Source organism: Lutibacter sp., from assembly GCF_033723435.1.
In the GTDB taxonomy this organism is placed as follows: domain Bacteria; phylum Bacteroidota; class Bacteroidia; order Flavobacteriales; family Flavobacteriaceae; genus Lutibacter.
The window spans coordinates 541253-566738 of the sequence record NZ_JAWVXC010000002.1 but is presented as its reverse complement, the minus strand read 5'-3'; the positions used below and the strand labels follow the sequence as shown (position 1 = coordinate 566738).

The window sequence follows — 25486 nt, the reverse complement described above, 5'->3', positions numbered from 1 at the left end:
TAATCTTTTAATTAACGTAAATTTACACTTTATTTTATTTAAATTATGAAGGATAACCAAACAATTAATTCTTTAAACAGACTTGAAGAAATTTTGAAATCAGAAATTGCAGTATTGTTATATTTTAACACCATTTCTTGCAATGTAGGAGAATCATTAGAGCCAAAAATTAAAAACTTACTTAATTCTAATTTTCCCAAACTAAAATTTTATACTGTTGATATTAATTTTGCTCCAGAAGTAGCTGCAAAATGTAGTGCTTTTGTTGAACCTACTATAATAGTTTATTTTGATGGCAAAGAAACTATCCGAAAAAGTAGAAATATAGGCATTTATGAGTTAGAAAAATTAATAGCTCGACCATATAAATTAATTTTTGAATAATTACTTGTAAAATGCTTTTTTAGTTTTATATTTGCAGTCCGAAATATTCGGGGTGTAGCGTAGCCCGGTTATCGCGCCGCGTTTGGGACGCGGAGGTCGCAGGTTCGAATCCTGCCACCCCGACAAAAATCCTTTTCAATATTTTTTGAAAAGGATTTTATTTTTTTAATTATTTTCTACTCTATTTACTTTATCAATAACTGTATTTTTTTGATATTTTTATAGTTCTACTAATATGATTTAAATCAATACTTTACACTTACAAAATTGAGCCATATCATTTTAAATACTATTGCTTGAAACTATATTGGTTTCGTAATTAAGTTTAATTTAAATCATAATATTATGTCACTAGTAAAATTTAAAAAAACTCCGTGGGAAAATTTAATTCCTTCTGATTTTTTTAACTCAGACAATCTATTTAATGATAGGTTCTGGTTAAAAAAAATCGATGAACCAGCATTAAACATCAAAGAAAAAAATGATGCCTTTGAAATTGAGTTAGCAGCTCCTGGATTTTCAAAAAAAGATTTCATTGTTACCATTGATGATGGATGTTTAAACATTTCAGCAAAAAAAGAAGAAACAAAAGAAGAAGCTGATGAAAACTATACTCGAAAAGAATTTAGCTACAACTCTTTTGAAAGATCTTTAGAACTTCCTGAAAGTGTAATGGATGAAAAAGTAAAAGCTAATTATGAAAATGGGATACTCAAATTCCGCTTAGCAAAAAAAGAAGAAGCTAAAAAACACAAACCAAAAGTAATTGAAATTTCATAGTAAATAGTAAATTTCAAAAAACACAATGAGTTTTAACTAGTACTAATTAAAACTCATTGTGTTTTTTGATACTATCCTTTATTCGAATTTACCTTAAATTTTCTGTTAAGCAACAAAAATAAAAAGACTAAAAACCTATGTAATTAATAGTATTTCAAATTATAAGTATTTTGATAGAAAGCGGAAAAATTCTTTTTTTAAATCCCCATAAATATGCCTTTGTGTTTCCATACTATTTCTAAATTCAATATGCTTTCTACTAAGATTAAGATCAAGTATATCTTCCCCTTCTTTTGTGTTTTCAACAATCTTATTTTCATGAACATTAATATCATGTTGCATTTTATCAATAACTTCCGCTTGATTAATAAACTGATTTTGAAAATGCTCTAACTCGGCCAACACATTTTTATCTGTCCATCTATTTGCAATTTCATTTAATCTGTTTTTAAAAGATTTTAACTCATCTTCCCAAAAGAAAAGTTCACGTCGCCATTGTTTATGCTCAAAATACAAATCTGAATTATAAATAACTTCTTTTTCCATAATGTGTTTGTTTTAATTTAATAGACTATTTATTATTGGTATAAATTCTTATTTCCAATGTTATATTTGACCTATTTTTAAAATCACTCTTACTAATGCCTTATTAAATATTCCTTTAAATTTATATAGGTATACTAAAAAATGAAATGATTAATATCAATAATAAATAGCACTATTATATGAGGCATATCATAAAATTTGCAACTATATATTAATAACTTTAAAAGTGTAATTACAAAGAATGAAAAATGAAAACAATTTTATGCGCAGTAGATTATTCAGAAAATTCGATTACTGCTTTAAAATTTGCTTATGCTCTAAGTAAAAAAATAAAGGCAAATTTATTTGTATTTCATGTATATAATTATCCCTCATTAGGCTCAAATCTTAATGAGCCTTATTTACTTTTTGGAAAAGAATTATTTGAAAGCTGTAAAATAAAGCTTAAGGAATTTTGCGAAAGCAATTTAAAAATTGATTTAAAAAAAGAGAATATAACAATTGATGTTGTTGAAAATAATTCTGTTACGAATGAAATCCTTACAAAATCTGAAGAATTGAATTCATATATTATAGTTGCTGGTATGAAAGGTGAAAACATATTAAAAGGTTTTATTATGGGTAGCACAACGTTGCAGCTTATTGATAAAGCTCCTTGTCCTATATTTGCAATTCCAAATGGTTTTATACTCAAAAACATTAAAACTATTGTATACGCCTCTGATTTTGAAGAAGAGGATATTGCAGCAATACACAAATTAACTGAGATTATTAAACCTTTCAATTCCAACATTAAAGTAATACATATTTCTATTAAAGATGAAGATGAAGCAACATTAACAATGGAATGGTTTAAAGAATTACTTAAACAAAAAGTAAATTACGAAAAAATAGAGTTTGAGGTTGTTTACTCAGAAAATATATTTAATTCTCTTAAAACTTATATAAAAAATACTAATACTGACTTAATTGCAATGATGGAACGAAAAAAAACAGGGTTTATCAGAAAAATATTTCGAGAAGATTTAGTAAAAAAAATGGAAATTTATGGAAAAGTTCCATTAATAAGTTTTAATGAAGCTAATTATTAATTTATAGTTTTTATCAAACTTTCACGTTCTAACTGTTTGATAATTTTATCCACATATTTTTTAACCGTTGATTTAATTGTTTTAGGATCTACCAATTCTAATGAACCTACCCAAACAAGTGATTTATCATCCTCTTTATTAATGTAATAAATAGAAGTTTCTATATTATAAACTTTGTAAGACTCATAATATTGTGGGGTATAATAAACATCTTGAAAGTTTAAATAATAATGACCAAAACGAGTCCAACGGTATCCTATTGTATAATACCTTGGTGGATAATTAAGTTTTTTAACACCTTTAACCGCTGTAATAATAACTGCATCAAAACCTTCAGCTGATATTTCTTTAATCATTTGATTAATTTCTTCTTCGCTTTTTTCTGTTTTCGTGAAATTTTCATCTAAAACGGTAGTGCTTTCAACCGCATTAATATTTCGAAGAACAAAAGCTTTTTTTAAATCTTCTTCAAAAATATTTTGAGCAGTAAGATTATCTGTCATCCCTATTACCAAAAGTTTTTTGGGTGTAAAAGTTTTTATCTTTTGATTTCTCCAGCTATCAACAAATTTTGTTGAAGAACAAGAAACTGTTAATAATATCCCTAATATTAAGCTTATTTTTTTCATAATATTAAATTTTGTCCTTTTTAAAATTAATATTAATCGTAGAAATTCTTACTGATATATATCAGTTAAGTGTAATGATATATATCAAATTCAAAAGATAATACCTTAACACTTATCTTATAAAATTTTATAATACATGTAACTTACAACTACATTTCAAAAATTTACTTTCAGCGCTCTTGATTTATATCATTTCACATCTTTTAATGTGTTGGTAATTTGGTTTAAATTATAAAAAACTATTAAAAAAAAGTATTATGTCAGTATTAAAAGTTATCGAAGTATTAGGCAACTCAAAAGATAGTTTTGAGGATGCCGTACAAAATGTAATTACAGAAGCATCTAAAACGGTCAAAAACATTAAATCTGTGTATATTAAAGATATGCAGGTAACCGTCGACAATAACAAAGTTGTAGAATACCGTGTAACAACAAAAGTTTGTTTTGGTATTTTAGATTAAGCACATTAAAAAATAAGATCTTATTTTTTAAACAATTCATTTTACATTGATTACAATCATAATAGTTAAAGAATAATTTTAAATATTATTTGAAATTAAATTAACTATAATTGATAACACTCATTGTAATTATATAAAATGCAAAATAATTTTAATACCCGTATAGTAATATCAACTTTTGATTTACTTAATTATTAATTAAAATTTATTATAATATGAAAACAATAAAATTAATATGTTGTTTGTTTGTGTTTGGTATTGCATTTGAAGCATTTGCACAAGAAACACCAGTTGAAAAATTATCTGAAGTAGTAATAGTTGCTACTAATTACAAGTACTTAAATGAAGTAGACAACACAGAATCCGCTATAAACGTAAGAATGCTTCAACACAAACTAGCCTCATTCGATCTTAAAAATTCAGATTTTTACGATGATGATTATGATGAATACATTGTATCATTTTATATTCCTGAAGGTCACATTTTAGCTGCCTATGATAAAGACGGCAAAATTATTCGTACAGCTGAAAGGTATAAAAATATTAAAACGATACCAAATGTAATGAAATCTATAGCTGCTACTTACCCTGGATGGACTATTTCAAAAAACATTTACAAAGTTACTTATCATACAGATAATGGCAGTAAAATGATTTATAAGTTTAAATTGGAAAAAAATGGTAATACTATAAGAGTAAAAACAGATGAAATTGGAAATTTCCTTTAATCTTTAACTAAACAAATCAAAAAAAGAAATTGTTTTAAAGCAATTTCTTTTTTATGTAATTTATTTAATGGTTTACTACTCTAACCACCATTTATTTTTACGAGGCTTTTTAACTAAGCCAAACTTTTTAACAGCATGAGTTTTTAAGTGTTCAACCATCTCATCAACAGAATCTGTAATAAAAAGTAACTTTCTATCTTCTTCATCAATACTTTCATTTCTTTCCATTAATTGAATATGGTGACATAATTCTTTGTGGTATTCCTTTCCAAAAATTACAACTGGAAAATCTTTAATCATTTTTGTTTGAATCAAAGTTAATGCCTCAAACAATTCATCTAAAGTACCAATACCACCTGGCATTACAATAAATGCGAAAGAATACTTCATAAGCAAAAATTTACGCACAAAAAAGTAAGGAATATCAATCCATTTATGTAAATATGGATTAGGTTTCTGTTCTTTTGGTAGCACAATATTACAACCAACAGAATAACCTCCTGCTTGGTAAGCCCCTTTATTCGCCGCTTCCATAATTCCTGGTCCACCACCTGTTAACACCGTAAACCCTAATTTACTCAAAGCTTTCCCAACTTCTTCCGCTTTTTTGTAAAAAAAATTATTCTCTTCAAATCTTGCAGATCCAAAAACGGTTACACATGGACCTATAAAATGAAGTTTTCTAAAAGCCTTTATAAAATGATATTGAACTTTAATTGTGAAGAAAAATTCTTTTAAACGGTCTCTTGGTCCTTGAAGAAAGGAATGTTCATCTGATAAAAATTCTTTATTCATCTTAATAAATTTATATTACCTAAAATGTTATTTATTAACTCTCCTACTTCAAAAAAATAGTAAATGAATAAATTTATAAAATATAAATTTATTAAAAGCTTAATTTAAAGTTATACTGTAATTAAATTATTCACAAAATACACCTCATTGATCTTCATCATTTTAATTAAACCTTTCACAAACTATTTTTAAACTAAATATTAATGTTTAATCAAAACTTATATTATGAAAACTGATGCGGAAATTAAAGACAATGTATTAAATGAATTGACATGGAAACCTAACATTGATGAAACAAAAATTGAAGTTAATGTTGAAAATGGTATTGTAACTTTAAACGGTATAGTAGATAGTTATACAAAAAAAATAGAAGTAGAAAAAGCTATAAAAAGTGTAAAAGGAGTAAAAGTTGTTACAATGAATATTAAAGTTATACATGGCCTCGATTGTAAAAAAACAGATGAAGAAATTACAAGAGCTGTTGTTAAGAACATTAAAACAAAACAAGATATAGAACCTGCACAAGTAAAAAAAAGAATTACTAAGGCATTTGTACATTCTGCCAATATTAAAGCAAAAAATATTATTATTTTAGTTGATGGCCATACAGTTACTTTAAAAGGAACTGTACATTCAATTGCCGAAAAAGAAGATGCTCAAAAAGCCACATACCAAACTCCTGGAGTTTATGACGTAAGAAATGAACTTAAAGTGCAATATTACCCTGAATATGCCTAACAAAAAAACAAAAGTAAAGGTCAATATTTTACATAATAAAATTTAGAAATGAAACTAATATCATGGAATGTAAATAGTATTAAAGCAATTATAAAAAAAGACTTTTTGGAATCTATCGCTAAATTAAATCCTGATATACTTTGCTTACAGGAAACAAAAGCCCAAGACAAATATGTAAAAACAACTTTATCTCCTTTAACTAATTATTTTTTGTATTGTAGTTCCGCCGAAAAAAAAGGATATTCAGGAACGGCTTTACTATGCAAAAAAAAACCTATTAAAGTAACTACTAATATTAATATTATTGAAAATGAAAATGAAGGAAGATTAATTTTTGCAGAATATAATAACTTTTATTTGATAAATGTGTATGTACCTAATTCTGGACAACAACTTAAAAGACTTAAATACAGAAATAAATGGGATGTTGAATTTCTTAACTATTTAAAAAATTTAGAAAAAATAAAACCAGTAATTGTATGTGGAGATTTTAACGTAGCTCATCGTTCTATCGATTTAAAAAATGACAAATCTAATTACAACAAAACAGCAGGATATACCCAAATTGAAATAGATGGAATGAATAATTTAATTAATACTGGGTTTGTAGACGTATTTAGACATCAAAATCCAAACGAAATTGCATATACTTTCTGGAGTTATCGATTTAATGCTAGAGCTAAAAATATTGGTTGGCGCATTGATTATTTTTTGATTAGCAAATCGCTAACAAATAAAATAAAAAAAGTTGAAATATTATCAGATTATTATGGTTCCGACCATTGTCCAATACAACTTGAAATTGATTTATAAACAATTCTTTTAAAAAGGTTATTGAAAATTATCACAAAAAAATTTATAAATTATATTTATTGCATCCTATAACTCGGAAAAATATTTTTAAATTTTTTAAATGATATAAATCATATGTATTAAAAAAAATATCCTCTATATTTAGTTTTAGTCTAACTATCTATAAAATTGATGACAACATCAGTTCAAATATTTAATGCTATTAAAGTTTTTTTAATAGAAATAGGCGATATATCTTATTTTGCAGTACGATTTTTTAAAGAAGTATTTACAAAGCCTTTTGAATTTAAAGAACTAATACGTCAATGCTACAATGTTGGAAATCGAACTTTGTTTTTAGTAGGTATTACTGGGTTTATTTTAGGTTTAGTTTTTACACTTCAATCAAGACCTACTTTAATGGAATTTGGTGCTGAGTCTTGGATGCCTTCGATGGTAAGTATTTCTATTGTTCGTGAAATTGGGCCTGTAATAATTGCGCTTATTTGTGCCGGAAAAATAAGCTCAGGGATTGGTGCAGAATTAGGTTCAATGCGTGTAACAGAGCAAATTGATGCTATGGAAGTTTCTGGTACAAATCCATTTAAATACCTAGTAGTAACACGAGTTGTAGCAACAACGTTAATGATACCATTACTTATAATTTTTGGCGATGCAGTTGCAATGTACGGTTCTGCAATAGTTGAAAATTTAAAAGGAGATGTTTCTTTTGTACTCTATTTCAACAAAGTTTTTGGAGCCTTAAAATTTTCTGATATTATTCCAGCAACTATAAAATCGTTCTTTTTTGGTTTTGCAATTGGTATAGTAGGCACCTATAAAGGCTATAATTGTAAAAATGGAACTGTAGGAGTTGGTGAAGCCTCAAATACTGCTGTAGTATATACTTCTTTATTATTATTTGTAATTGATTTTATAGCAGTTTTTGTAACTGATATATTTTATTAAACTTAAATATGAAATACAGTAACAACATAGCGCCCATATTAAAAATAGAAAATTTAAAAAAAAGTTTTGGAAATAACCATGTGCTCAACGGGTTTAATATGATGTTGTTTGAAGGTGAAAATTTAGTTATTATGGGTAAATCGGGATCGGGTAAATCTGTAATGATAAAATGCTTAGTAGGCTTAATTCAACCTGATGAAGGGATTATTGAAATTATGGGTAAAAACATAACCAATCTAAATCAATATGAACTTGACGATTTACGTATTGAAATTGGTTTTTTGTTTCAAGGAAGTGCCTTATATGATTCTATGACTGTTCGTGAAAATTTAGAATTTCCTCTTCGCAAACGCAAGAAAAAATACAGCAAAGAAGATAAAGATAAATTAGTATTAGAAACCTTAGAAAGTGTTGGTTTGGCAAATGCAATAGATTTAATGCCAGATGAACTTTCTGGAGGAATGAAAAGAAGAGTTGCACTTGCAAGAGCTTTAATTCTTAGACCAAAAATTATTATTTATGATGAACCAACAACAGGTCTTGATCCCATTACAGCTAAAGAAATTATTGTATTAATGAAAGTTATTCAAAAAAAATATGGTACTTCAGCTCTTATAATTACTCATGATGTTGATTGTGCTAGGGTAATTTCAAATAGAATGATTTTATTAATTGATGGCATTAATTATGCAGAAGATACTTTCGAAAATTTATCTTTATCAAAAGATAAAAAGATTCAAGCATTTTTTAAATAAATAACTATTATGGAAAAGTCAAATACACAAAAATTAAATCTTGGTTTGTTTATTATTATAACTACTCTCCTACTAATTACAGCTTTTTACTTTGTAGGAAATAGACAAAACTTGTTTGGTAAAACTTTTAGAATAAGTGCAATATTTAATAATGTAAATGGATTACAATTAGGAAATAACGTTCGCTATTCGGGGATTAATGTTGGTACAGTAAAAAATATTACAATGATAAATGATAGCACAATTTGTGTAGACATGATTATTGAATCTAAAATTTTAAAGCATTTTAAAAAAAACGCTGTAGCCGCAATTGGCTCTGATGGTTTGGTAGGAAGCATGGTTATAAATATTTCTCCTGGAAAAACTAAATCCTTGCCGCTGATTTCTGGAGATACTATTTTGTCCTATAGTAAAATTTCAACAAATGATATGCTTGAAACTTTAAATACAACCAATGAAAATGCAGCATTACTAACTTCTGATTTATTAAAAATTACAACTGCAATAAACCAAGGAAAAGGAACACTTGGAATGCTAATTAAAGATTCCGATATGGCTTCAAATTTAAAGCAAACCGTTGTGAATTTTAAAACTGCAAGTACTAATGCATCAAAAACTATAAGTGAATTAAAAAAAATTGTTAATTCCATTAATTATGATGAAAGCTTTGCTTCCGTTTTATTAAGCGACTCTATTTCAGCAATTAAAATGAAATCAATTATTACAAACTTAGATAATTCAAGTAGCGGAATAGACTCTATTCTTTCAAATTTAAATGATGTTGTTTTAAATGTTAAAAACAGTGAAGGAACTTATAATTATATTATGAACGACACCGCCTTAGTTAAAAATATTGATGAAACAATTAAAAATATTAAAGAAGGTAGCGTTCGTTTAAATGAAAACTTAGAGGCTTTAAAACATAATTTTCTTTTAAGAAGCTATTTTAAAAAATTAGAACGACAAAAACGTAGAGAAGAAAAAAAATAAAGAATTAAGCAACCAAATTGATTATTATCATTTTCAAAAATTCGTATTCTATTTAAATTTAATTTTTACTAAATACTATAATTATGAAAAAAGTTAGTTTTTTTAAATTGTTACTTATTGGCATTGCTTTTTTTAGCTTAGAAAGTTGTGGACCAGTAGTTGTTACTTCAAGAATAGGAACTCCACCTCCTCCATGGTTTTATCCACACAGAGCCGAAACTGTACGTTATATTTATTTCCCTGATTATTTAATTTATTATGACTTATCTCTAAGAAATTATATTTATTTTGATAACGGCACATGGCTAACTGTTAATGTTTTACCTTCAAAATTTAATCATATAAATTTAAGACGAACTTCGCAAATTAGAATTAAAAATTATTTTGGAGACAATATTAGAAAATATCATTACGATAATAGAAACCAAACTAATAAAAGGAATTCAAACTCCGTTAGAAGAAGAAATTGATAAACCTATTTTTTATGAAGTTCAATTAAGGTGATTTCAGGGCGAATCCCTAATCTCCCAGGAAATCCGAGCCAGCCTAATCCTCTATTTACATATAAATACTGGTTGTAATACTTGTACAATCCTCCCCAATGTTTATACTTATATTGAATTGGACTCCATTGCCTATTTTTAAAAATAATTCCCGCCTGCATTCCATGCGTATGCCCAGAGAGTGTTAATGAAATATCAGACTCTTTTAATACTTCTTTATCCCAATGCGAAGGATCATGTGAAAGCAATATTTTAAATGGGATATCTACTACATTTGCTAATGATTTCTTCAAATTACCATATTTTTTAAAAGGTGGATTCCCCCAATTTTCAACACCAACAACAGCTATTTTTTCGTCTTTATTCTCAATTATTTCAGATTCATTTAACAACAACTTAAAATTTATTTTTTTATAAAAATATTTTATGGATTCAAAATTAGCTTGTTTTCGTTCGGCAGATTTCCAATCACTGTAATCTCCATAATCATGATTTCCTAAAATCGCATATTTCCCAATTTTAGCTGACAATTTCTCTAAAACAGTTTGCCAACCTCTTAATTCCCATGAACGATTATTAACCAAATCGCCAGTAAAAAAAATAAAATCGGGTTCTAGATGATTAATTATTTTAACAACTCTTTCTAAAATATGGTAACGGAAATTAAAACTTCCTAAGTGAAGATCGGAGATATGGATAATACGAAGTGCTTCAAAATTTTCTGGAAGATTCTTAAAATAAATTTTAATCCGTTCCACTTTAAAACGGTAAAGTGTTCTAAAAATACCGTAAAGAATTACAAAAAACGGAAAAAATCCTGAAAATAAACCTATAACTGGAACCACAATTAATGACTCTTCTTCCGAAAATACACTATTTGTAAAATAGAGTATAGAAATTGCTATACTAAAAATTAATTTTGGAATAAATGACGAAACAGTGAGTCCGTAAAGAGATGTAATTAACAATTGTTTTCGGTAAAGATTCATTTTATCTAATCTACTTTTTAACCAAATAATTGCTGTAATTAACCCAATAGTAAAAATCCAAAAAGCTGTATTAATTATACGTTCTAAATAAGGAGTATTAATAAATTTTGTTATGGATTGTAACCAATAAAAGGATATAATATCAACAATTAAAATTGCTATACATAATAGAATAATTATAAAAAATGAATATCTCCGCATAATAAATATGCTCTAATTAATTTAAATTTCTTCTCTTATCTTTTAATGCCCAATAAATTCCTTTAACTCCAGCTACCCAGTTATCATATATAAAAATAAGCGTAATCTCTTCAATGGTTTCTAATAATCCTATAACAATCATAGTATAAAACAACCAATAAATAGGCCCAAAAAATAATAACCAAAGTATAAATATACCTTGTATTATTGCAGATAATTTGGCTAAATACGTGTGGAAAGCAGTTGCTTTACCATATTTCCAAAATGCAATAAACATTTGAATTATATATGGAAAAAAGGAAATTAAAATTAACACATAATTTTCCCTTATAAAATTATACTCAAAAGTAAACAACCCAACAAGAGCAATTAAAAACGTTAGTTGATCTCCAAAAGAATCTAATTGAGACCCTCTAGCGCTAGTTATTTTTAACCTTCTTGCTAAAAATCCATCAATCATATCAGTACAATAGCTTACCAATAAAAGCCAAGTAAAAAGAGATTTATTATCAAACCATAAAACCAATATTAAAATTGGTACAGCAGCTATTCTGTAGAAGGAAAACCAATCTGCTATATTGAAATTTTTGAATGTGAACATAGTTCAAACTTTAAAAATTGCCACCTTATTTTTTTCTGTTTTTACTAAAAAAATAGATGAATAAATTTAATATCTGTATTTATTTGATTAAATTTACTAGAATATATTAATATAATATCAATTATTTTAATAATAATTTTAGTTGCCACCAACATAATTAAAATTAATTATACCCCCTTATTTAAGAAATTAGAATTTTTAACAGTATTAAAATGAGTTTATATGCTTGTTGAAAAACAAAATATGTTTGATGTTCTTTTTAAGGCTATACCAGAAGGTGTAATTATAGTTGATAATGAACAACGTATAATTGCGGCTAACAATTCTGTCGAAAAAATGTTTGGCTATGAAAATGGAGAGTTAAACAATCAACATTCAAAAATTATAATTCCTAATAGGTACTTAACAACTCACAAAAAACGCTTAGAATACTTTTTAAAAAAAGGTAATTTAAATTACCAAAGAAGAGGAATTTACTTATATGGTCTTAAAAAAAATGGCGAAGAATTTCCAGTTGAATTTAGTATAAATTCTTTTAAATATTACGATGAAACTTTTTTGTTAGCATTGATAATTGACATTACACAGCGTAAAGAGATTGAGGGAAAAATTGATAAATTAAATTTAGAACTTGAAAATAAAGTCAAACAAAAAACGGCTGATTTAAGTAATACAATTTTACAACTAAAAGAAATTAATTATAACTATAAAAAGGAAATAGCCAAACGAATTGAAATAGAGAATAAAATGAAAATTGCTTTAGAAAAAGAAAAAGAATTAAATGAGCTTAAAACAAAATTTTTATCTATGGTATCTCACGAATTTAAAACACCTTTAAGCGGTATTTTAACCTCAACTATTTTATTAGATAAATATAAGCTAACCTCTCAGTATGAAAAACGAAAAAAACATCTAAAAAAAATTACTAGCAAAGTAAAGTACTTAGACAATATTTTAAATGATTTTTTATCTATAGAACGTATTGATTCAAGCAATATTAATTATAAACACTCCTATTTTAATTTAATTAAAGTAATTAATGAAGTTGTTTATAATGCTAATATGCTTCTAAAAAGTGGTCAAAAAATTATTATTCCACTTGATGCTGATGATTATATGCTGTATCAAGATGAAAATGTTTTAGAAATAATCTTATTAAATTTAATCCATAATGCAATAAAATATTCCCCTGAAAATTCAATTATAAAAATTGAATTTGAACAAAATTCTAATTTCGTACAATTTAAAATTATTGATAATGGCATTGGAATCCCTGAAAATGATCAAAAATTTATATTTAATAGATATTTTAGAGCAAATAATGTTCTAAATATACAAGGAACCGGCATTGGCTTAAATATTGTAAAAAGCCATATAGAAAATTTGGGCGGCACAATTAACTTTACTAGTAAAGAAAATAGAGGCTCTACTTTTACTTTTAAACTACCAATATCAACTATTAAAAAATGACAAAAGTTTTATTAATAGAAGACGATAGTGTTGTTAGAGAAAATACTGCTGAACTTTTAGAATTAGCGGATTACACAGTTATTACCTCTGAAAATGGTAAAAGTGGTGTAGCACAAGCAAAAAAACACTTACCAGATATTATTATATGCGATATAATGATGCCTGAATTAAGCGGTTATGGAGTACTTCAAATACTTTCTAAAGAAAAAACAACCAAACAAATTCCTTTTATTTTTCTTTCCGCTAAAGTGGAACGTAACGATATTAGAAAAGGGATGAATTTAGGTGCCGATGATTACATAACAAAACCCTTTGATGAATCAGAATTGTTAAGTGCTATTGAAAGTAGATTAGCTAAAGTGGCTATTATTAAAGAAAACTACGAAAAGAAAACAGAACTTTCTCCATTAATTTCTGAAACAGAGTTTAAAACTTTAAACCAACTTAAAAATTATTTTGCTAGTAATTTTGAAGAATTTTTATTTAAACCAGGGGAAATTATTTACAGAAAAGGTGATAATTCCAATTATATTTACCTCATTTACAAAGGAATTATTAAAACTTACAAAATTGATGAACAAGGGAAAGAATTAATAACAGGCCTTCACAAAGAAAATGATTTTTTTGGTTTTACCTCTTTTTGTAAAAATGTTCCTTACCAAGAATATGCAACTGCAATTGAAGAAACGCTAGTATTGCGACTTTTGAAAAGAGAACTAAAAAATATTTTGCAAAAAAATCATGAAGCTACATTAGAAATTATAGATTATTTAACCGATAATGTTTCGGAAATTAAAGATCAATTACTACAAATGGCTTATAGTTCTGTAAGAAAAAAAACAGCTAGAACAATTATTCAATTTTCAGAAAAAATAAAAAAGATTCCTCAAGAAAATTTAAAAATTTTAAGAAGTGACCTTGCAAGTATTGCAGGTATTGCAACCGAAACTTTTATTAGAACATTATCCGACTTTAAAAAAGATGGACTTATTGATATTGATGGAAATAATATTAAAATATTGAATATTGATAAATTAAGAAAAGTAATGTAAGCCTATTAAAAAATATTTATCACTTTGATATATATCATTTTAAAAAAAATTAATACGATTTAAATTTAATGGATAATAATATAATTTATAACCAATGAAAAATATATTAATCCCTACAGATTTTTCAGAAAACTCTTGGAATGCAATAAAATACGGCATCAACTATCTGAAAAAAAAACGATGTAATTTTTATTTATTACATGTTTCTATGATTTCCTACACCACTGGGGCAGAAATACCTATAATACCTTCAACAGATATACTTGAAAAAACCGTATTAAGTCAGGCAAAAAAATCATTAAAAGCACAATTAGAAAAAATTAAAGATACATTTCAAAATCCTAAGCATCATTTTTTTACAGTATCAACCTATAACTTTTTTATTGAAGCTATAAAAGAACAAATTGAAGAAAAGGGAATAGACCTTATAATTATGGGAACTAAAGGTGCTTCAGGGTTACAAGAAGTAATTATTGGAAGTAATGCTGCGGACTTAATTACTCGAATTAAATGTCCAACCTTAATAATTCCAGAGAATGCACAATTTAAACCAATAAAAGAAATTGCTTTTCCAACAGATTATAATCTTTATTACCATTCAAGCATTTTAGATAGCATTGCTAATTTGGTAAAAATGTTTAAGTCTTCTTTAAGAATTTTGCATGTTGCTAAGAAAAGTGAGGAATTAACTTCTTTTCAAATTGAAAATAAAGAACTTTTAGAAGATTTTTTTGCTTTTGAAAAACATAGTTTTCATAAAATTACTAATTCTAAAATAGAAGAAGGTGTACAATGCTTTGTAGAATCAAGAGATATTGATATGATTGTTATGATTGCGAAAAACTTAAATATTTTCCAACGAATTCTATTTAAACCAACAGTTACAGAAATAAGTTATCATACCGATATTCCTTTTTTTGTGTTACATGAATAATAATTACATTTTATAAATATATATTCAAGTTTGTTACAATTTGATTATTAAACTGATAACAATCATACACAACATTGATTTCAATCATTTCACAGCAAAAATTTCATAACTATTTTTATCGCATAAAATAAAGTTCATTCAAATAAATAATTGAAATTAATACAATTGAAGCGAGAAGGTAAAGTTGAGTACTATAAAGGTTTGATTTAATTTGTAGAAATTGAAACTATTAAGTTTTATGGTTATTCAAAATTAGCCCTAATCACTTCAATGTGGAAACAGGAGGTTTCGGCCTCCTGTTTTATCTAAAGTAAAAATAAGTTCTTCTTATTGCAAAATAATTTGAATTAAATGTAGAGTTTAAAAATACAGTTTTATTAATTAAGGTTTTATTTCACTTTAGAAATAAAATGAATATTAAAATACAATTATATACAATTGTAAAATTAAACTCTTAAGGAAATAGGGAACTTTAAAGTTCCCTATTTCTATTTAAAAGGAACTGAATTTAAAACGCCGAAAATTTAAAGTAGGCATAAAACTACCGATATGAAAAGATTAATTTTCCTAATTGTTCTATCTATTTTAACTGTAAATTCTTTTAGTCAAACACAAGATTTTAAATTATCAAAAGCTGATTATTTACAAAAAAGTAAAAATCAAAAAACAGTTGGCTGGGTGTTGTTAGCTGGTGGAACAACTATGGCGGTTGTTGGTGTAATTGTAGGAAATAATTCAAGTTTGTTTGATAATAATAACTCAGATTTTGAAACAGGAGCTTTTTTACTTGTAGGAGGTTTAATTACTGATTTAGTTAGTATTCCTTTTTTTATAAGTTCAAGCAGTAATGCCCGAAAAGCAGCAACTATAAGTGTACAAATTCAAAAGATATATTTACCACAAAATAATATGATTTTAACCAAAGCACACCCCACAATTACTTTAAAAATTGGCTTATAAATTTATTGTTGGCTTTTTTCAATAATGTTATTACTTTATTATCATCAACCTGATAAAATTCTTCGTAAAACTGACCTACTGCCTGAAAATTTCTTGGAACAAGTAAACAAATAGTATCGTTAACTACAGATAATTTGTCTATTTTCTCTAGCGCGGAAAGAGGTGCCACAGGTAAGGCTACAATAATTTTAGAAGGTTTTTGTTGTGAAATAAGTTCTATACATGATAATAATGTATTACCAGTTGCAATACCATCATCAACAACTATAATAATTTTATTGTTGAAATTTAACTATTTTTTACTTCCATAATATAGTTCAACTCGTTTCTTTAATAAATTTCTAATTCGTTCCGTTTCTTCTTCAATGTATTCTTTTGAAACTGTATCTGCTTCATCACTTAAAATTCTACTTTCTAATGTAACTGCTCCAATAGCAAATTCTTTGTTAAACGGATGTCCAATTTTTTTAGAAAGTGCTACTTCTAAAGGTAAATTTAATTTTTCTGCAATTTCATAGCCTATAGGAACTCCTCCCCTAGGAATAGCAACAATAATTGTATTTTTACTGTTTTTATAATTTATTAATTTTTCAGCTAATAAATTTCCTGCTTCTTCTCTGTTAATATACATTACAAACCCTTTTATTTAGTAGTTAGATATCTATTAAACCAATTGCTTGTTAATTTTGCAACCTCTTCTAGTTTTCCTGGCTCAGAAAACAAATGTGTTGCTCCCTCAATTATTTCTAATTCACAAATTCCAAAAATAGCTTCTTTTGCTTTTTTATTTAAATCAATTACGATGTCATCATTGCCTCCAACTATTAAAAGTGTTGGTGTATTTAAGTATTTCAAACTTAACATGGCTAGGTCTGGCCTACCTCCTCTTGATACAACTGCTTTTACTGTATCGCCTAATTTTACCGCAGCTTTTAAAGCAGAAGCAGCGCCTGTACTTGCCCCAAAAAAACCAATTGGTAATTGTTTTAAATCCTTACGTTTAAGAACCCATTTAGCTACTTTAACTAATCTATTTGTAAGCAACTCAATATCAAATCTATTCTCATATATTTTATCTTCTTGAACTGTTAACAAATCAAAAAGTAAACTTGAAAAACCTTGTTCCTTAAGCAAATTTGCAACGTAATTATTTCTAACACTCAACCTACTGCTTCCGCTTCCATGTGAAAAAATTATAATTCCTTTGCTATTATCAACAAGTCTTAAATTTCCTTTTAAACTAACCGTATCTAATTTAATATACAGTTCATCATATATATCTGACGCTGTCATTTTAAAAAGATTTAGAACATAATATTATCATATATTAACGATTTTATATCTTTAGGTAGTCCAGATCTTATATCTTCTAATTCTCCTAAAGAAATATATTTTCGTAGCATAATAAATGTAATAACAATATAATTTTCAGCCATATCATCATTAGCAAAGTCATATAAAGACGTTTTACCATCAAACTCTCTAATTAAATCGATAAATTCTTCCGAATTTTTAACTTTATTTTTTTTATGTAATGACCATCCATTAACATAAACTGCTTTTAAAAACATCGGAAATTGTGCTATAAGTTGAATAGATTCTTCTATAGAAATTACTTCTCTAAGACCATGCAAAATAGAACTCAAAATTCTTCCAGCTTTGTCTGTATCCTCATTTAAATTCAATTTTTTTGCATATTCATTTAAAAATACATTTGCCTCACTTGCAAACTGATTAAAATTTAGTGCCATAATATTTTATGTTTAAGTTAAAAATTATAAATATCCCATTTATTGTCTTCATTTTTAACAGCAATTAAATGTGGGGCTATAAATTTTGATTGAATTTTAAGAGTATTTTTAGATTTTATATAATTTCTAGTAAGTAAATATTTTACTATTTCTCCTTTTGTATCAATAATGTACTCTTCTAACTTATAAGAAACTACATTCTTTTTTAACACTTCATTATACCCAATAGTATCTTTTAAATGTTTAACAATAATTGCATAACCGTATAAAAAGTTTGAAGCATTTAAATATTGTGGAGTTATTACTTCATTGCCTTTTTTATCTATGTATCCATAGTAATATTTCCCATCAATCTCTCTTTTTATTAAACATCTGCCATCTTTAAATATTGGAAAAGAAGAAGGTTTTGGTTGTGTAGTTTCAGTTGTGACATTACTTAAAACCAAATCATTTCTAAAATTAATTACTTTTTCTCCATTTTTATTTATGAAAGCCCATTGATTTCCTTTTTTTATTGCTGCAAAATCTCCATAAAAAGGATAAATTTCATCTATATTGTTAAATATTTGAGCAAACGAGATAAAACTAACATTTAAACAAATAATAAAAGTTATAAATTTTCTCATAATCTTTCTAATTTTAATTACTTTTCTAAAGTTATAGTTTGTTAATTTTTTTCAAAATGATATTCCTCAATTCAAATTATTAATTACTCAACTAATTTGATATATATCAATTTCACCTCTTGTACTTAATTAGTATATATTTTGAAATTCTTTTAGTTTTTTTCAATAAAAAACTTGTGTATTAATTTAAAAGTAATTTAATTTGCAGCCTTATTAACGCCGATGTAGCTCAGCTGGCTAGAGCAGCTGATTTGTAATCAGCAGGTCGTGGGTTCGAGTCCCTCTATCGGCTCAAAAAAAACCTCTTTTTTTAAAGAGGTTTTTTTGTATACATATTATAAAATTCATTCCGTATTTTTTCTTTGCTTCAATAATAAAAGTTAAATTTAATCGATTATAGGCTATAGATTTTAGACTTAAAATTTAAAATTATATCTTTCCATTTTAAATTCATAAAAAAATAAATCTACCATTTTAATCAAAAAATTATTCCCTAAATTTGTATAAATTTAATTTTGAAAATATATGTTAATATTAGGTATTGCTGGTGGTACAGGTAGTGGTAAAACTACAGTTGTTAATCAAATTTTACACGAATTACCTGCCGGTGAGGTTTGTGTTATTTCTCAAGATTCTTACTACAAACAAAATGACAACCTTTCCTATGAAGAACGAACTAAAATAAATTTCGATCATCCAAAAGCCATTGATTTTGAATTACTTGTTGATCATTTAACTAGATTAAAATCTGGCGAAGTTATTGAACAACCTGTTTATTCCTTTATTACACATAATAGAACTAAAGACACCTTAATTACGCATCCTAGAAAAGTAGTAATTGTGGAAGGAATTCTAATATTCAACAACCGAGAACTTCTTGATTTATTTGATATTAAAATATTTGTTCATGCAGATGCTGATGAACGATTAACTAGAAGAATTAGAAGGGATATTGAGGAAAGAGGAAGAGATATTTCTGAAGTATTAAATAGATATCAAACCACTTTAAAACCAATGCACCAACAATTTATTGAGCCAACAAAAAATTATGCCGATATTATTATCCCAAATGATAGATACAATACGGTAGCTGTAGATATAGTTAGAACGGTTATTAGTCACAAATTATAATATATGACTTTTAAACAACTAAAAAACAAACCTCTAATAAAATTTATCACTAATATATATGTAATTATTTTAGTTATTTTTATGATTTGGATGTTTTTTTTCGATGAAAACTCCATACTTATTCATTATGAATTTAACAAAGAAATCAATAAACTAAAAAATGAAAAAAACTATTATAAAACTGAAATTGCTAAAGATAAAAGCATAATTGATAGTTTAAAAAACCCTAAACAACTAGAAAAATTTGCTCGTGAAAAATATCACATGAAAAAAGAAAACGAGGATATTTACATTATTAAATACGATACCATAAAAAACAAATAAACATGGCTCTTTCTTTACTTAACGATTTTAAACCAGTTACCTCTGCCGAATGGAAACAAAAAATACAAGTAGATTTAAAAGGAGCAGACTATAATGAAACCCTTTTAACATCTACTTTAGAAGGAATTACCATAAAACCATTCTATCATTTAGATACTTTTAAAAAATTAAATATACCAGCGGTAACAACCGATTTTAAAATTTGCCAAAACATTAAAATTGACTCTGAAATAGATGCAAATAATAAATCAACAGATGCAATATTAAAAGGTGCTAACTCTTTAAAATTTGAGGCAGATAAACCTTTTAATTTTGAAGAGCTTTTTAACAACTTACTCCAAAAAAATTGTGAATTTCAATTTCAATTCAATTTTTTAGACCAAGATTTTTTATTGAATTTATCCGAATTCCTAAAAAATGAAACCTTTTATTTCAATATTGATCCTATTGGTAAATTAGCCAAAACCGGCAATTGGTTTCATAATTTTAAACAAGATTTTGAAATTTTAACCACATTATCTTCTAAAATTAAAAAACATTATTTATTTAGTGTTAATGCAGATTTGTACCAAAATTCTGGTGCAAACATGGTGCAACAAATTGCCTATAGTTTAGCTCACGCAAACGAATATTTAACGCAATTTGGAGGAGAAATTGCTAATCAAATTCAATTTAATATTGCAATAGGAAGTAATTACTTTTTTGAAATTTCAAAAATTAGAGCTATCCGTTATTTATACAAATTAATAACCGAAACTTATAACCAAAATACAAATCCACAAATTTTTGCGCAACCAAGTTTAAGAAACAAAACTATTTATGATTATAACGTAAATATGTTAAGAACAACAACGGAGTGTATGAGTAGTATTTTAGGTGGCGCTAATACTATTTCAAATATTTCATATGATGCAGTTTTTCATAACGAAAATGATTTTGGAGACAGAATTTCTAGAAATCAGTTATTAATTTTAAAAGAAGAAAGTTATTTTAAAAACGCCAAAGAAGCAGCTACTAATTCTTATTATATTGAAGAAATTACTAATCAATTAGTAGAAAAATCGCTTTCTATTTTTAAAGATATTGAAAAAAGTGGAGGCTTTTTAAAACAATTAAAAGAAGGAACCATTCAACGAAAAATTAGTGAAAATACCCAAAAGGAACAACAACTTTTTGAAGAAAATAAGCTTATTTTAGTTGGAACAAATTCTTTTATACAAGAAGATGAAAAATTAAAAAACGAATTAGAAAAACCTATTTTCAATAAGAAAAACTATAAAAAAACCAGTATTATTCCAATTATTCCAAAGCGATTAGCTGAAATAATAGAACAAAAAAGACTTAAAAATGAAGCGTAACGATTTTTCAAAACTTAAGGTTGAATATCAAAACTCAAAAGAAGAAATTTTTAGTCATGAAAATTTTATTGCTGGAATTGCTCCTAATTTAAGAGGTCCATATTCTACAATGTATGTTCGCCGACCTTGGACTATTCGTCAATATGCTGGATTTTCAACCGCTGAAGAAAGCAATGCCTTTTATCGTAGAAATTTAGCTGCTGGGCAAAAAGGATTATCCGTTGCTTTTGATTTAGCAACCCACAGAGGTTACGATTCTGATCATGAACGTGTTCAAGGTGATGTAGGAAAAGCCGGTGTTGCAATAGATTCAGTAGAAGACATGAAAATACTTTTCAATGAAATTCCACTTGATCAAATGTCGGTTTCAATGACTATGAATGGTGCTGTTTTGCCAATTTTAGCTTTTTATATTGTAGCTGCAAAAGAACAAGGCGTCTTAGAAAATCAACTTTCAGGTACTATTCAAAATGATATTTTAAAAGAATTTATGGTGCGTAACACCTACATTTATCCACCAACACCTTCCATGAAAATTATTGCAGATATTTTTAAATATACCAGCAAAAATATGCCAAAATTTAATTCAATTTCAATCTCTGGCTACCATATGCAAGAAGCTGGAGCAACTCCTGAAATTGAATTAGCTTACACACTTGCTGACGGATTAGAATATTTAAAAACAGGTATGGCAAGTGGAATGGATATTGATTCCTTTGCGCCTAGACTTTCTTTTTTCTGGGCAATAGGAATGGATCATTTTAGTGAAATTGCAAAATTAAGAGCCGCACGTATGTTATGGGCAAAACTGGTAAAACAATTTAATCCTAAAAATTCAAAATCGTTAGCATTACGTACACATTGTCAAACAAGCGGATGGAGTTTAACCGAACAAGATCCTTTTAATAATGTTGCCCGAACAACTATTGAAGCTATGGCTGCTGCATTTGGAGGAACACAAAGTTTACATACCAATGCTTTAGATGAAGCTATTGCTTTACCAACCGATTTTTCAGCACGAATTGCTAGAAACACTCAAATATATATACAACAAGAAACTAAAATTACTAAAACTGTAGATCCTTGGGCTGGTTCAACTTTTATTGAAAAAAGAACTGAAGAAATTGCAAATGCAGCATGGGAATTAATGCAAGAAGTTGAAGAATTAGGAGGAATGACCAAAGCAATTGAAAAAGGAATTCCAAAAATGCGAATTGAAGAAGCTGCAGCTAAAAAACAAGCTAAAATTGACAGTAATCAAGACATAATTGTAGGTATTAACAAATACACTTTAGAAAAAGAAGATGATTTACAGATTCTAGAAGTAGACAATGATGCGGTGAGAAAATCTCAGGTTGCACGTTTAAACACTTTAAAGGCCAATAGAGATTCAAAAGAAGTTACTATTGCTTTGGAGAATTTAACTAATTGCGCTAAATCAGGTGAAGGAAATTTATTAAATTTGGCTGTAATAGCAGCTGAAAAAAGAGCTACTTTAGGAGAAATATCTAGTGCTCTTGAAAAAGTATTCGGAAGATATAAAGCAACTATAAAATCCATTACCGGCGTGTACAGTAAAGAAATTAAAGACGATAAAGATTTTGAAAAAGCTAAAAATTTAGCAGATAAATTTGCAGAATTAGAAGGAAGAAGACCAAGAATAATGATAGCTAAATTAGGCCAAGATGGGCATGATAGAGGTGCAAAAGTAATTGCAACCGGTTATGCTGATTTAGGTTTTGATGTAGATATAGGACCATTGTTTCAAACACCAAAAGAAGCCGTAAAACAGGCTGTAGAAAATGACGTGCATATACTAGGCATATCCTCTTTAGCTGCAGGTCACAAAACTCTAGTTCCACAGGTTGTTTCAGAGTTAAAAAAATATGGTAGAGAAGATATTATGGTAATTGCTGGAGGTGTAATACCTGCACAAGATTATGCTTTTTTGTTTGATGCAGGAGTAGCTGGTGTTTATGGTCCAGGTACTAAAATTTCTAAAGCTGCTTTAGAAATTTTAACAATTTTACTAGATAACTTTAATAGTTAAATTCTATTTTTACCATTAACTACTTAAACTAAAAAAATGAAATATTTTTATTTATGTCTATTTTTAATAGCATTTAACTATAACAGTTTTGCTCAAAATACTACCAAACCTACTAAAGGTGATAAAATTGGTGATTTTTCCGCTTTAAATGAAACAGGAAAACTTTGGAAGTCTTCTGAAGTTAACTCCCCTTTTTTAGTAGTATATTTTTATCCTGCTGCAATGACTAGTGGTTGTACAAAAGAAGCTTGCGCTTATAGAGATGATAAAACTAAATTAGAAAAAATGGGTGTTACGGTAATTGGAGTTAGTGGTGATGAGGTTAAAAATTTAAAACATTTTAAAGAATCATATCATTTAAATTTTACGTTACTTTCTGATACCAAAGGAAAAATTGCAAATAAATTTGGAGTTCCAACATCTAGTGGCGGTTCAATTAATAAAGAGTTTAATGGCAATAATTTTTTATTAACAAGAGGTGTTACTGCATCTCGTTGGACATTTGTTTTGGATAAAAACAGAAAAATAGTTTATAAAAATTCTAAAGTAAATGCAGCTGAAGATAGTAAAAACATTATAAATATTATTTCAAAAATTAGTAAAATTAATTAGTTTTTGGTTCATTTTGTAAGGTTTTTTGTAACCAAAGCATTAGTAGAACAGCTACAATTCCTAAACTTCCCATAAAGTACCAATTGGTTTCAAAACTAAATCGCTCAATAATTTCCATGCCTGTTTTTGCACTAAAAATATGAGCCATTGAAAATGCCATAGTGTACATTGCTAAATATTTACCTTCTTTACCTGATGGAGCTCTATTCATAGCAAAATTATTTGTAAACGGAAATGCTAACATCTCACCAAAAGTTATTAACACCATACTTACAATTAAAATACCAACCCAATTAGATACATTTAAAACGTAAAAACATAATACAAACAATACCAAACTCCAAGTAATTACTTTTAATTTATTCAAAGTTGATTTCTCAATACTATGTATTAATGGCATTTCTAAAATAAAAATTAATAATCCATTTACCGACATTAATAAACCTATTTCAACTTCACTTAAACCATGATCTACTTTATAATATAATGGCATTGTAGTAAACAATTGTAAAAACATAAATCCCATTAAAAAAACTACTACTAAAAAAATTAAGTACGATTTATCTTTAAAAACAGAAATTGATAATTCTTTATCTAAATTATTATTTTTACTTAATACTGGTTTTTTCTCTTTAAGCACAATTCTCATTAACATAATAGCGGCAATACAAGTAATACCATCTATCCAAAAAAGTCCTGGATAATAAAGAGTCGCAATTATTATACCTCCTAAAAAAGGTCCAAATGAAAAACCTAAATTAATTGCTAACCGTATTAATGTTAACGATCTGGTTTGATTTTCTGGTTTACTATAGGTTTTTAATGACACAAACATTGCAGGTCTAAATGTATCTGCAATAACCATAGTAAAAAACATAGCAAAAGCAAAACCATAAAAAGTAGTAACATACTGCAAACCAATAAATAAAAACCCTGTAATTAGTAAACTCCAAAACATAACAGGATAAAATCCTATTTTATCAGTAAGTCTTCCTCCAAGCCATGATCCTAATAATGAGCCTACACCAAAGAATGCCATAATAGTTCCAACTTGTGCTAATGAAAATTTTAAATCCTCTGTTAAGTACAACGATAAAAAAGGCAAAACCATAGTTCCTGCACGATTAATAAAGGTAATTAATGCAAGCCACCAAACTTCTTTTGAAAGTCCTTTAAATGAATTTTGATATGATTTGGCAGTCTTTTTTATCATTTTGCTAAACTACAATAATACTTAACTAAATTTTATAGTTTTTTATCAATTTA

At 26.9% G+C, this 25486-nt stretch carries 29 protein-coding genes, 2 tRNA genes and 1 pseudogene; 22 read left to right on the top strand and 10 right to left on the bottom strand.

Annotated features, from left to right (window positions below; genetic code table 11):
• The first annotated feature begins 45 nt into the window (after positions 1–45).
• From R3342_RS05655 to R3342_RS05645, 3 genes are all read left to right on the top strand, one after another.
• On the top strand, positions 46–384 hold the full coding sequence (locus R3342_RS05655) for a thioredoxin family protein (RefSeq protein ID WP_318938804.1): 339 nt from the start codon (positions 46–48) through the stop codon (positions 382–384).
• Between the two features lie 48 nt (positions 385–432).
• A tRNA-Pro gene (locus tag R3342_RS05650) sits at positions 433–507 on the top strand.
• Between the two features lie 222 nt (positions 508–729).
• Entirely contained in the window at positions 730–1164 is a 435-nt protein-coding gene (locus R3342_RS05645) for an Hsp20/alpha crystallin family protein (protein WP_318938803.1), read from the top strand.
• Between the two features lie 159 nt (positions 1165–1323).
• Here the strand turns inward: R3342_RS05645 and R3342_RS05640 are convergent, their stop codons facing one another.
• A complete protein-coding gene (locus R3342_RS05640; RefSeq protein WP_318938802.1) occupies positions 1324–1710 on the bottom strand; it encodes a hypothetical protein in 387 nt (128 codons plus the stop codon).
• A 248-nt stretch (positions 1711–1958) separates the two neighbouring features.
• Here R3342_RS05640 and R3342_RS05635 point away from each other — a divergent pair, with 248 nt between their 5' ends.
• Complete coding sequence (locus tag R3342_RS05635; protein ID WP_318938800.1) at positions 1959–2801, top strand: universal stress protein; 843 nt, start codon at positions 1959–1961, stop codon at positions 2799–2801.
• On the opposite strand, the gene R3342_RS05630 is transcribed toward R3342_RS05635, so the two are convergent.
• Positions 2798–3430 carry a hypothetical protein gene (locus R3342_RS05630; RefSeq protein WP_318938799.1) on the bottom strand — a complete coding sequence of 211 codons (633 nt, stop codon included), beginning with the start codon at positions 3428–3430 and terminating at the stop codon, positions 2798–2800. The two genes, R3342_RS05635 and R3342_RS05630, sit on opposite strands and share 4 nt — an antisense overlap.
• A 257-nt stretch (positions 3431–3687) precedes the next feature.
• Here R3342_RS05630 and R3342_RS05625 point away from each other — a divergent pair, with 257 nt between their 5' ends.
• Both R3342_RS05625 and R3342_RS05620 read left to right on the top strand, forming a co-directional pair.
• Positions 3688–3891, top strand: coding sequence for a dodecin family protein (locus tag R3342_RS05625; RefSeq protein ID WP_318938798.1), 204 nt, complete (start codon positions 3688–3690; stop codon positions 3889–3891).
• A gap of 215 nt (positions 3892–4106) precedes the next feature.
• The gene (locus R3342_RS05620) at positions 4107–4619 is read left to right on the top strand and encodes a nicotinate-nucleotide adenylyltransferase (RefSeq protein WP_318938796.1); all 513 of its coding nucleotides are present in this window, start codon (positions 4107–4109) and stop codon (positions 4617–4619) included.
• A gap of 75 nt (positions 4620–4694) precedes the next feature.
• Here R3342_RS05620 and R3342_RS05615 read toward each other — a convergent pair whose 3' ends face one another.
• Complete coding sequence (locus R3342_RS05615) at positions 4695–5414, bottom strand: TIGR00730 family Rossman fold protein (protein ID WP_318938794.1); 720 nt, start codon at positions 5412–5414, stop codon at positions 4695–4697.
• A gap of 225 nt (positions 5415–5639) precedes the next feature.
• Here R3342_RS05615 and R3342_RS05610 point away from each other — a divergent pair, with 225 nt between their 5' ends.
• The 6 genes from R3342_RS05610 (at position 5640) to R3342_RS05585 (ending at position 10128) form a co-directional block, all read left to right on the top strand.
• Positions 5640–6152 carry a BON domain-containing protein gene (locus tag R3342_RS05610; RefSeq protein WP_318938792.1) on the top strand — a complete coding sequence of 171 codons (513 nt, stop codon included), beginning with the start codon at positions 5640–5642 and terminating at the stop codon, positions 6150–6152.
• A 48-nt stretch (positions 6153–6200) separates the two neighbouring features.
• Positions 6201–6965 carry an exodeoxyribonuclease III gene (locus R3342_RS05605; protein WP_318938791.1) on the top strand — a complete coding sequence of 255 codons (765 nt, stop codon included), beginning with the start codon at positions 6201–6203 and terminating at the stop codon, positions 6963–6965.
• 171 nt (positions 6966–7136) lie between these two features.
• Positions 7137–7913 (top strand): ABC transporter permease, encoded by a 777-nt coding sequence (locus R3342_RS05600; RefSeq protein WP_318938789.1) that lies wholly within the window; start codon positions 7137–7139, stop codon positions 7911–7913.
• Between the two features lie 8 nt (positions 7914–7921).
• Complete coding sequence (locus R3342_RS05595; protein WP_318938787.1) at positions 7922–8668, top strand: ABC transporter ATP-binding protein; 747 nt, start codon at positions 7922–7924, stop codon at positions 8666–8668.
• Between the two features lie 9 nt (positions 8669–8677).
• A complete protein-coding gene (locus R3342_RS05590) occupies positions 8678–9658 on the top strand; it encodes an MlaD family protein (RefSeq protein WP_318938786.1) in 981 nt (326 codons plus the stop codon).
• A gap of 83 nt (positions 9659–9741) precedes the next feature.
• Positions 9742–10128, top strand: a complete 387-nt coding sequence (locus R3342_RS05585; protein ID WP_318938784.1) for a hypothetical protein — start codon at positions 9742–9744, stop codon at positions 10126–10128.
• Positions 10129–10133: 5 nt separating this feature from the next.
• Here R3342_RS05585 and R3342_RS05580 read toward each other — a convergent pair whose 3' ends face one another.
• Complete coding sequence (locus R3342_RS05580) at positions 10134–11351, bottom strand: metallophosphoesterase (RefSeq protein ID WP_318938782.1); 1218 nt, start codon at positions 11349–11351, stop codon at positions 10134–10136.
• A gap of 16 nt (positions 11352–11367) precedes the next feature.
• Positions 11368–11952, bottom strand: a complete 585-nt coding sequence (locus tag R3342_RS05575; RefSeq protein ID WP_318938780.1) for a CDP-alcohol phosphatidyltransferase family protein — start codon at positions 11950–11952, stop codon at positions 11368–11370.
• Positions 11953–12174: 222 nt separating this feature from the next.
• On the opposite strand from R3342_RS05575, the gene R3342_RS05570 reads away from it, so the two are divergent.
• The 4 genes from R3342_RS05570 to R3342_RS05555 all read left to right on the top strand — a co-directional run bounded on the left by R3342_RS05570 (position 12175) and on the right by R3342_RS05555 (position 16368).
• Positions 12175–13422 (top strand): PAS domain-containing sensor histidine kinase, encoded by a 1248-nt coding sequence (locus R3342_RS05570; RefSeq protein ID WP_318938779.1) that lies wholly within the window; start codon positions 12175–12177, stop codon positions 13420–13422.
• Positions 13419–14474 (top strand): response regulator, encoded by a 1056-nt coding sequence (locus R3342_RS05565; RefSeq protein WP_318938777.1) that lies wholly within the window; start codon positions 13419–13421, stop codon positions 14472–14474. Before R3342_RS05570 ends, R3342_RS05565 begins: the two co-directional genes overlap by 4 nt.
• Positions 14475–14568: 94 nt before the next feature.
• On the top strand, positions 14569–15408 hold the full coding sequence (locus R3342_RS05560) for a universal stress protein (protein ID WP_318938775.1): 840 nt from the start codon (positions 14569–14571) through the stop codon (positions 15406–15408).
• Between the two features lie 549 nt (positions 15409–15957).
• Positions 15958–16368: a hypothetical protein gene (locus R3342_RS05555; protein WP_318938774.1), complete on the top strand. Its 411-nt coding sequence runs from the start codon at positions 15958–15960 to the stop codon at positions 16366–16368.
• On the opposite strand, the pseudogene R3342_RS05550 reads toward R3342_RS05555, so the two are convergent.
• From R3342_RS05550 to R3342_RS05535, 4 genes and pseudogenes are all read right to left on the bottom strand, one after another.
• Positions 16346–16999, bottom strand: a pseudogene (locus R3342_RS05550) (phosphoribosyltransferase). The gene R3342_RS05555 and the pseudogene R3342_RS05550 overlap by 23 nt on opposite strands.
• A gap of 11 nt (positions 17000–17010) precedes the next feature.
• On the bottom strand, positions 17011–17661 hold the full coding sequence (locus R3342_RS05545; RefSeq protein WP_318938772.1) for a dienelactone hydrolase family protein: 651 nt from the start codon (positions 17659–17661) through the stop codon (positions 17011–17013).
• An 11-nt stretch (positions 17662–17672) separates the two neighbouring features.
• On the bottom strand, positions 17673–18119 hold the full coding sequence (locus R3342_RS05540) for a DUF2267 domain-containing protein (RefSeq protein ID WP_318938770.1): 447 nt from the start codon (positions 18117–18119) through the stop codon (positions 17673–17675).
• Between the two features lie 17 nt (positions 18120–18136).
• Positions 18137–18745 (bottom strand): WG repeat-containing protein, encoded by a 609-nt coding sequence (locus R3342_RS05535; RefSeq protein ID WP_318938768.1) that lies wholly within the window; start codon positions 18743–18745, stop codon positions 18137–18139.
• Positions 18746–18963: 218 nt separating this feature from the next.
• Between R3342_RS05535 and R3342_RS05530 the strand changes: the two genes are divergently transcribed.
• From R3342_RS05530 to R3342_RS05505, 6 genes are all read left to right on the top strand, one after another.
• Positions 18964–19037: transfer RNA gene (locus R3342_RS05530), tRNA-Thr, on the top strand.
• A gap of 233 nt (positions 19038–19270) precedes the next feature.
• Complete coding sequence (gene udk / locus R3342_RS05525; RefSeq protein WP_318938765.1) at positions 19271–19876, top strand: uridine kinase; 606 nt, start codon at positions 19271–19273, stop codon at positions 19874–19876.
• A 3-nt stretch (positions 19877–19879) separates the two neighbouring features.
• The gene (locus R3342_RS05520) at positions 19880–20200 is read left to right on the top strand and encodes an FtsB family cell division protein (protein ID WP_318938764.1); all 321 of its coding nucleotides are present in this window, start codon (positions 19880–19882) and stop codon (positions 20198–20200) included.
• Positions 20201–20202: 2 nt separating this feature from the next.
• Positions 20203–21558, top strand: coding sequence for a methylmalonyl-CoA mutase subunit beta (locus tag R3342_RS05515; protein ID WP_318938763.1), 1356 nt, complete (start codon positions 20203–20205; stop codon positions 21556–21558).
• Positions 21548–23608, top strand: coding sequence for a methylmalonyl-CoA mutase (gene scpA / locus R3342_RS05510; RefSeq protein ID WP_318938762.1), 2061 nt, complete (start codon positions 21548–21550; stop codon positions 23606–23608). The genes R3342_RS05515 and scpA overlap by 11 nt, the downstream gene beginning before the upstream one ends.
• 36 nt (positions 23609–23644) lie before the next feature.
• The gene (locus tag R3342_RS05505; RefSeq protein WP_318938761.1) at positions 23645–24220 is read left to right on the top strand and encodes a peroxiredoxin; all 576 of its coding nucleotides are present in this window, start codon (positions 23645–23647) and stop codon (positions 24218–24220) included.
• Here R3342_RS05505 and R3342_RS05500 read toward each other — a convergent pair.
• A complete protein-coding gene (locus R3342_RS05500) occupies positions 24213–25433 on the bottom strand; it encodes an MFS transporter (RefSeq protein WP_318938760.1) in 1221 nt (406 codons plus the stop codon). The genes R3342_RS05505 and R3342_RS05500 overlap by 8 nt on opposite strands.
• Positions 25434–25486 lie beyond the last annotated feature (53 nt).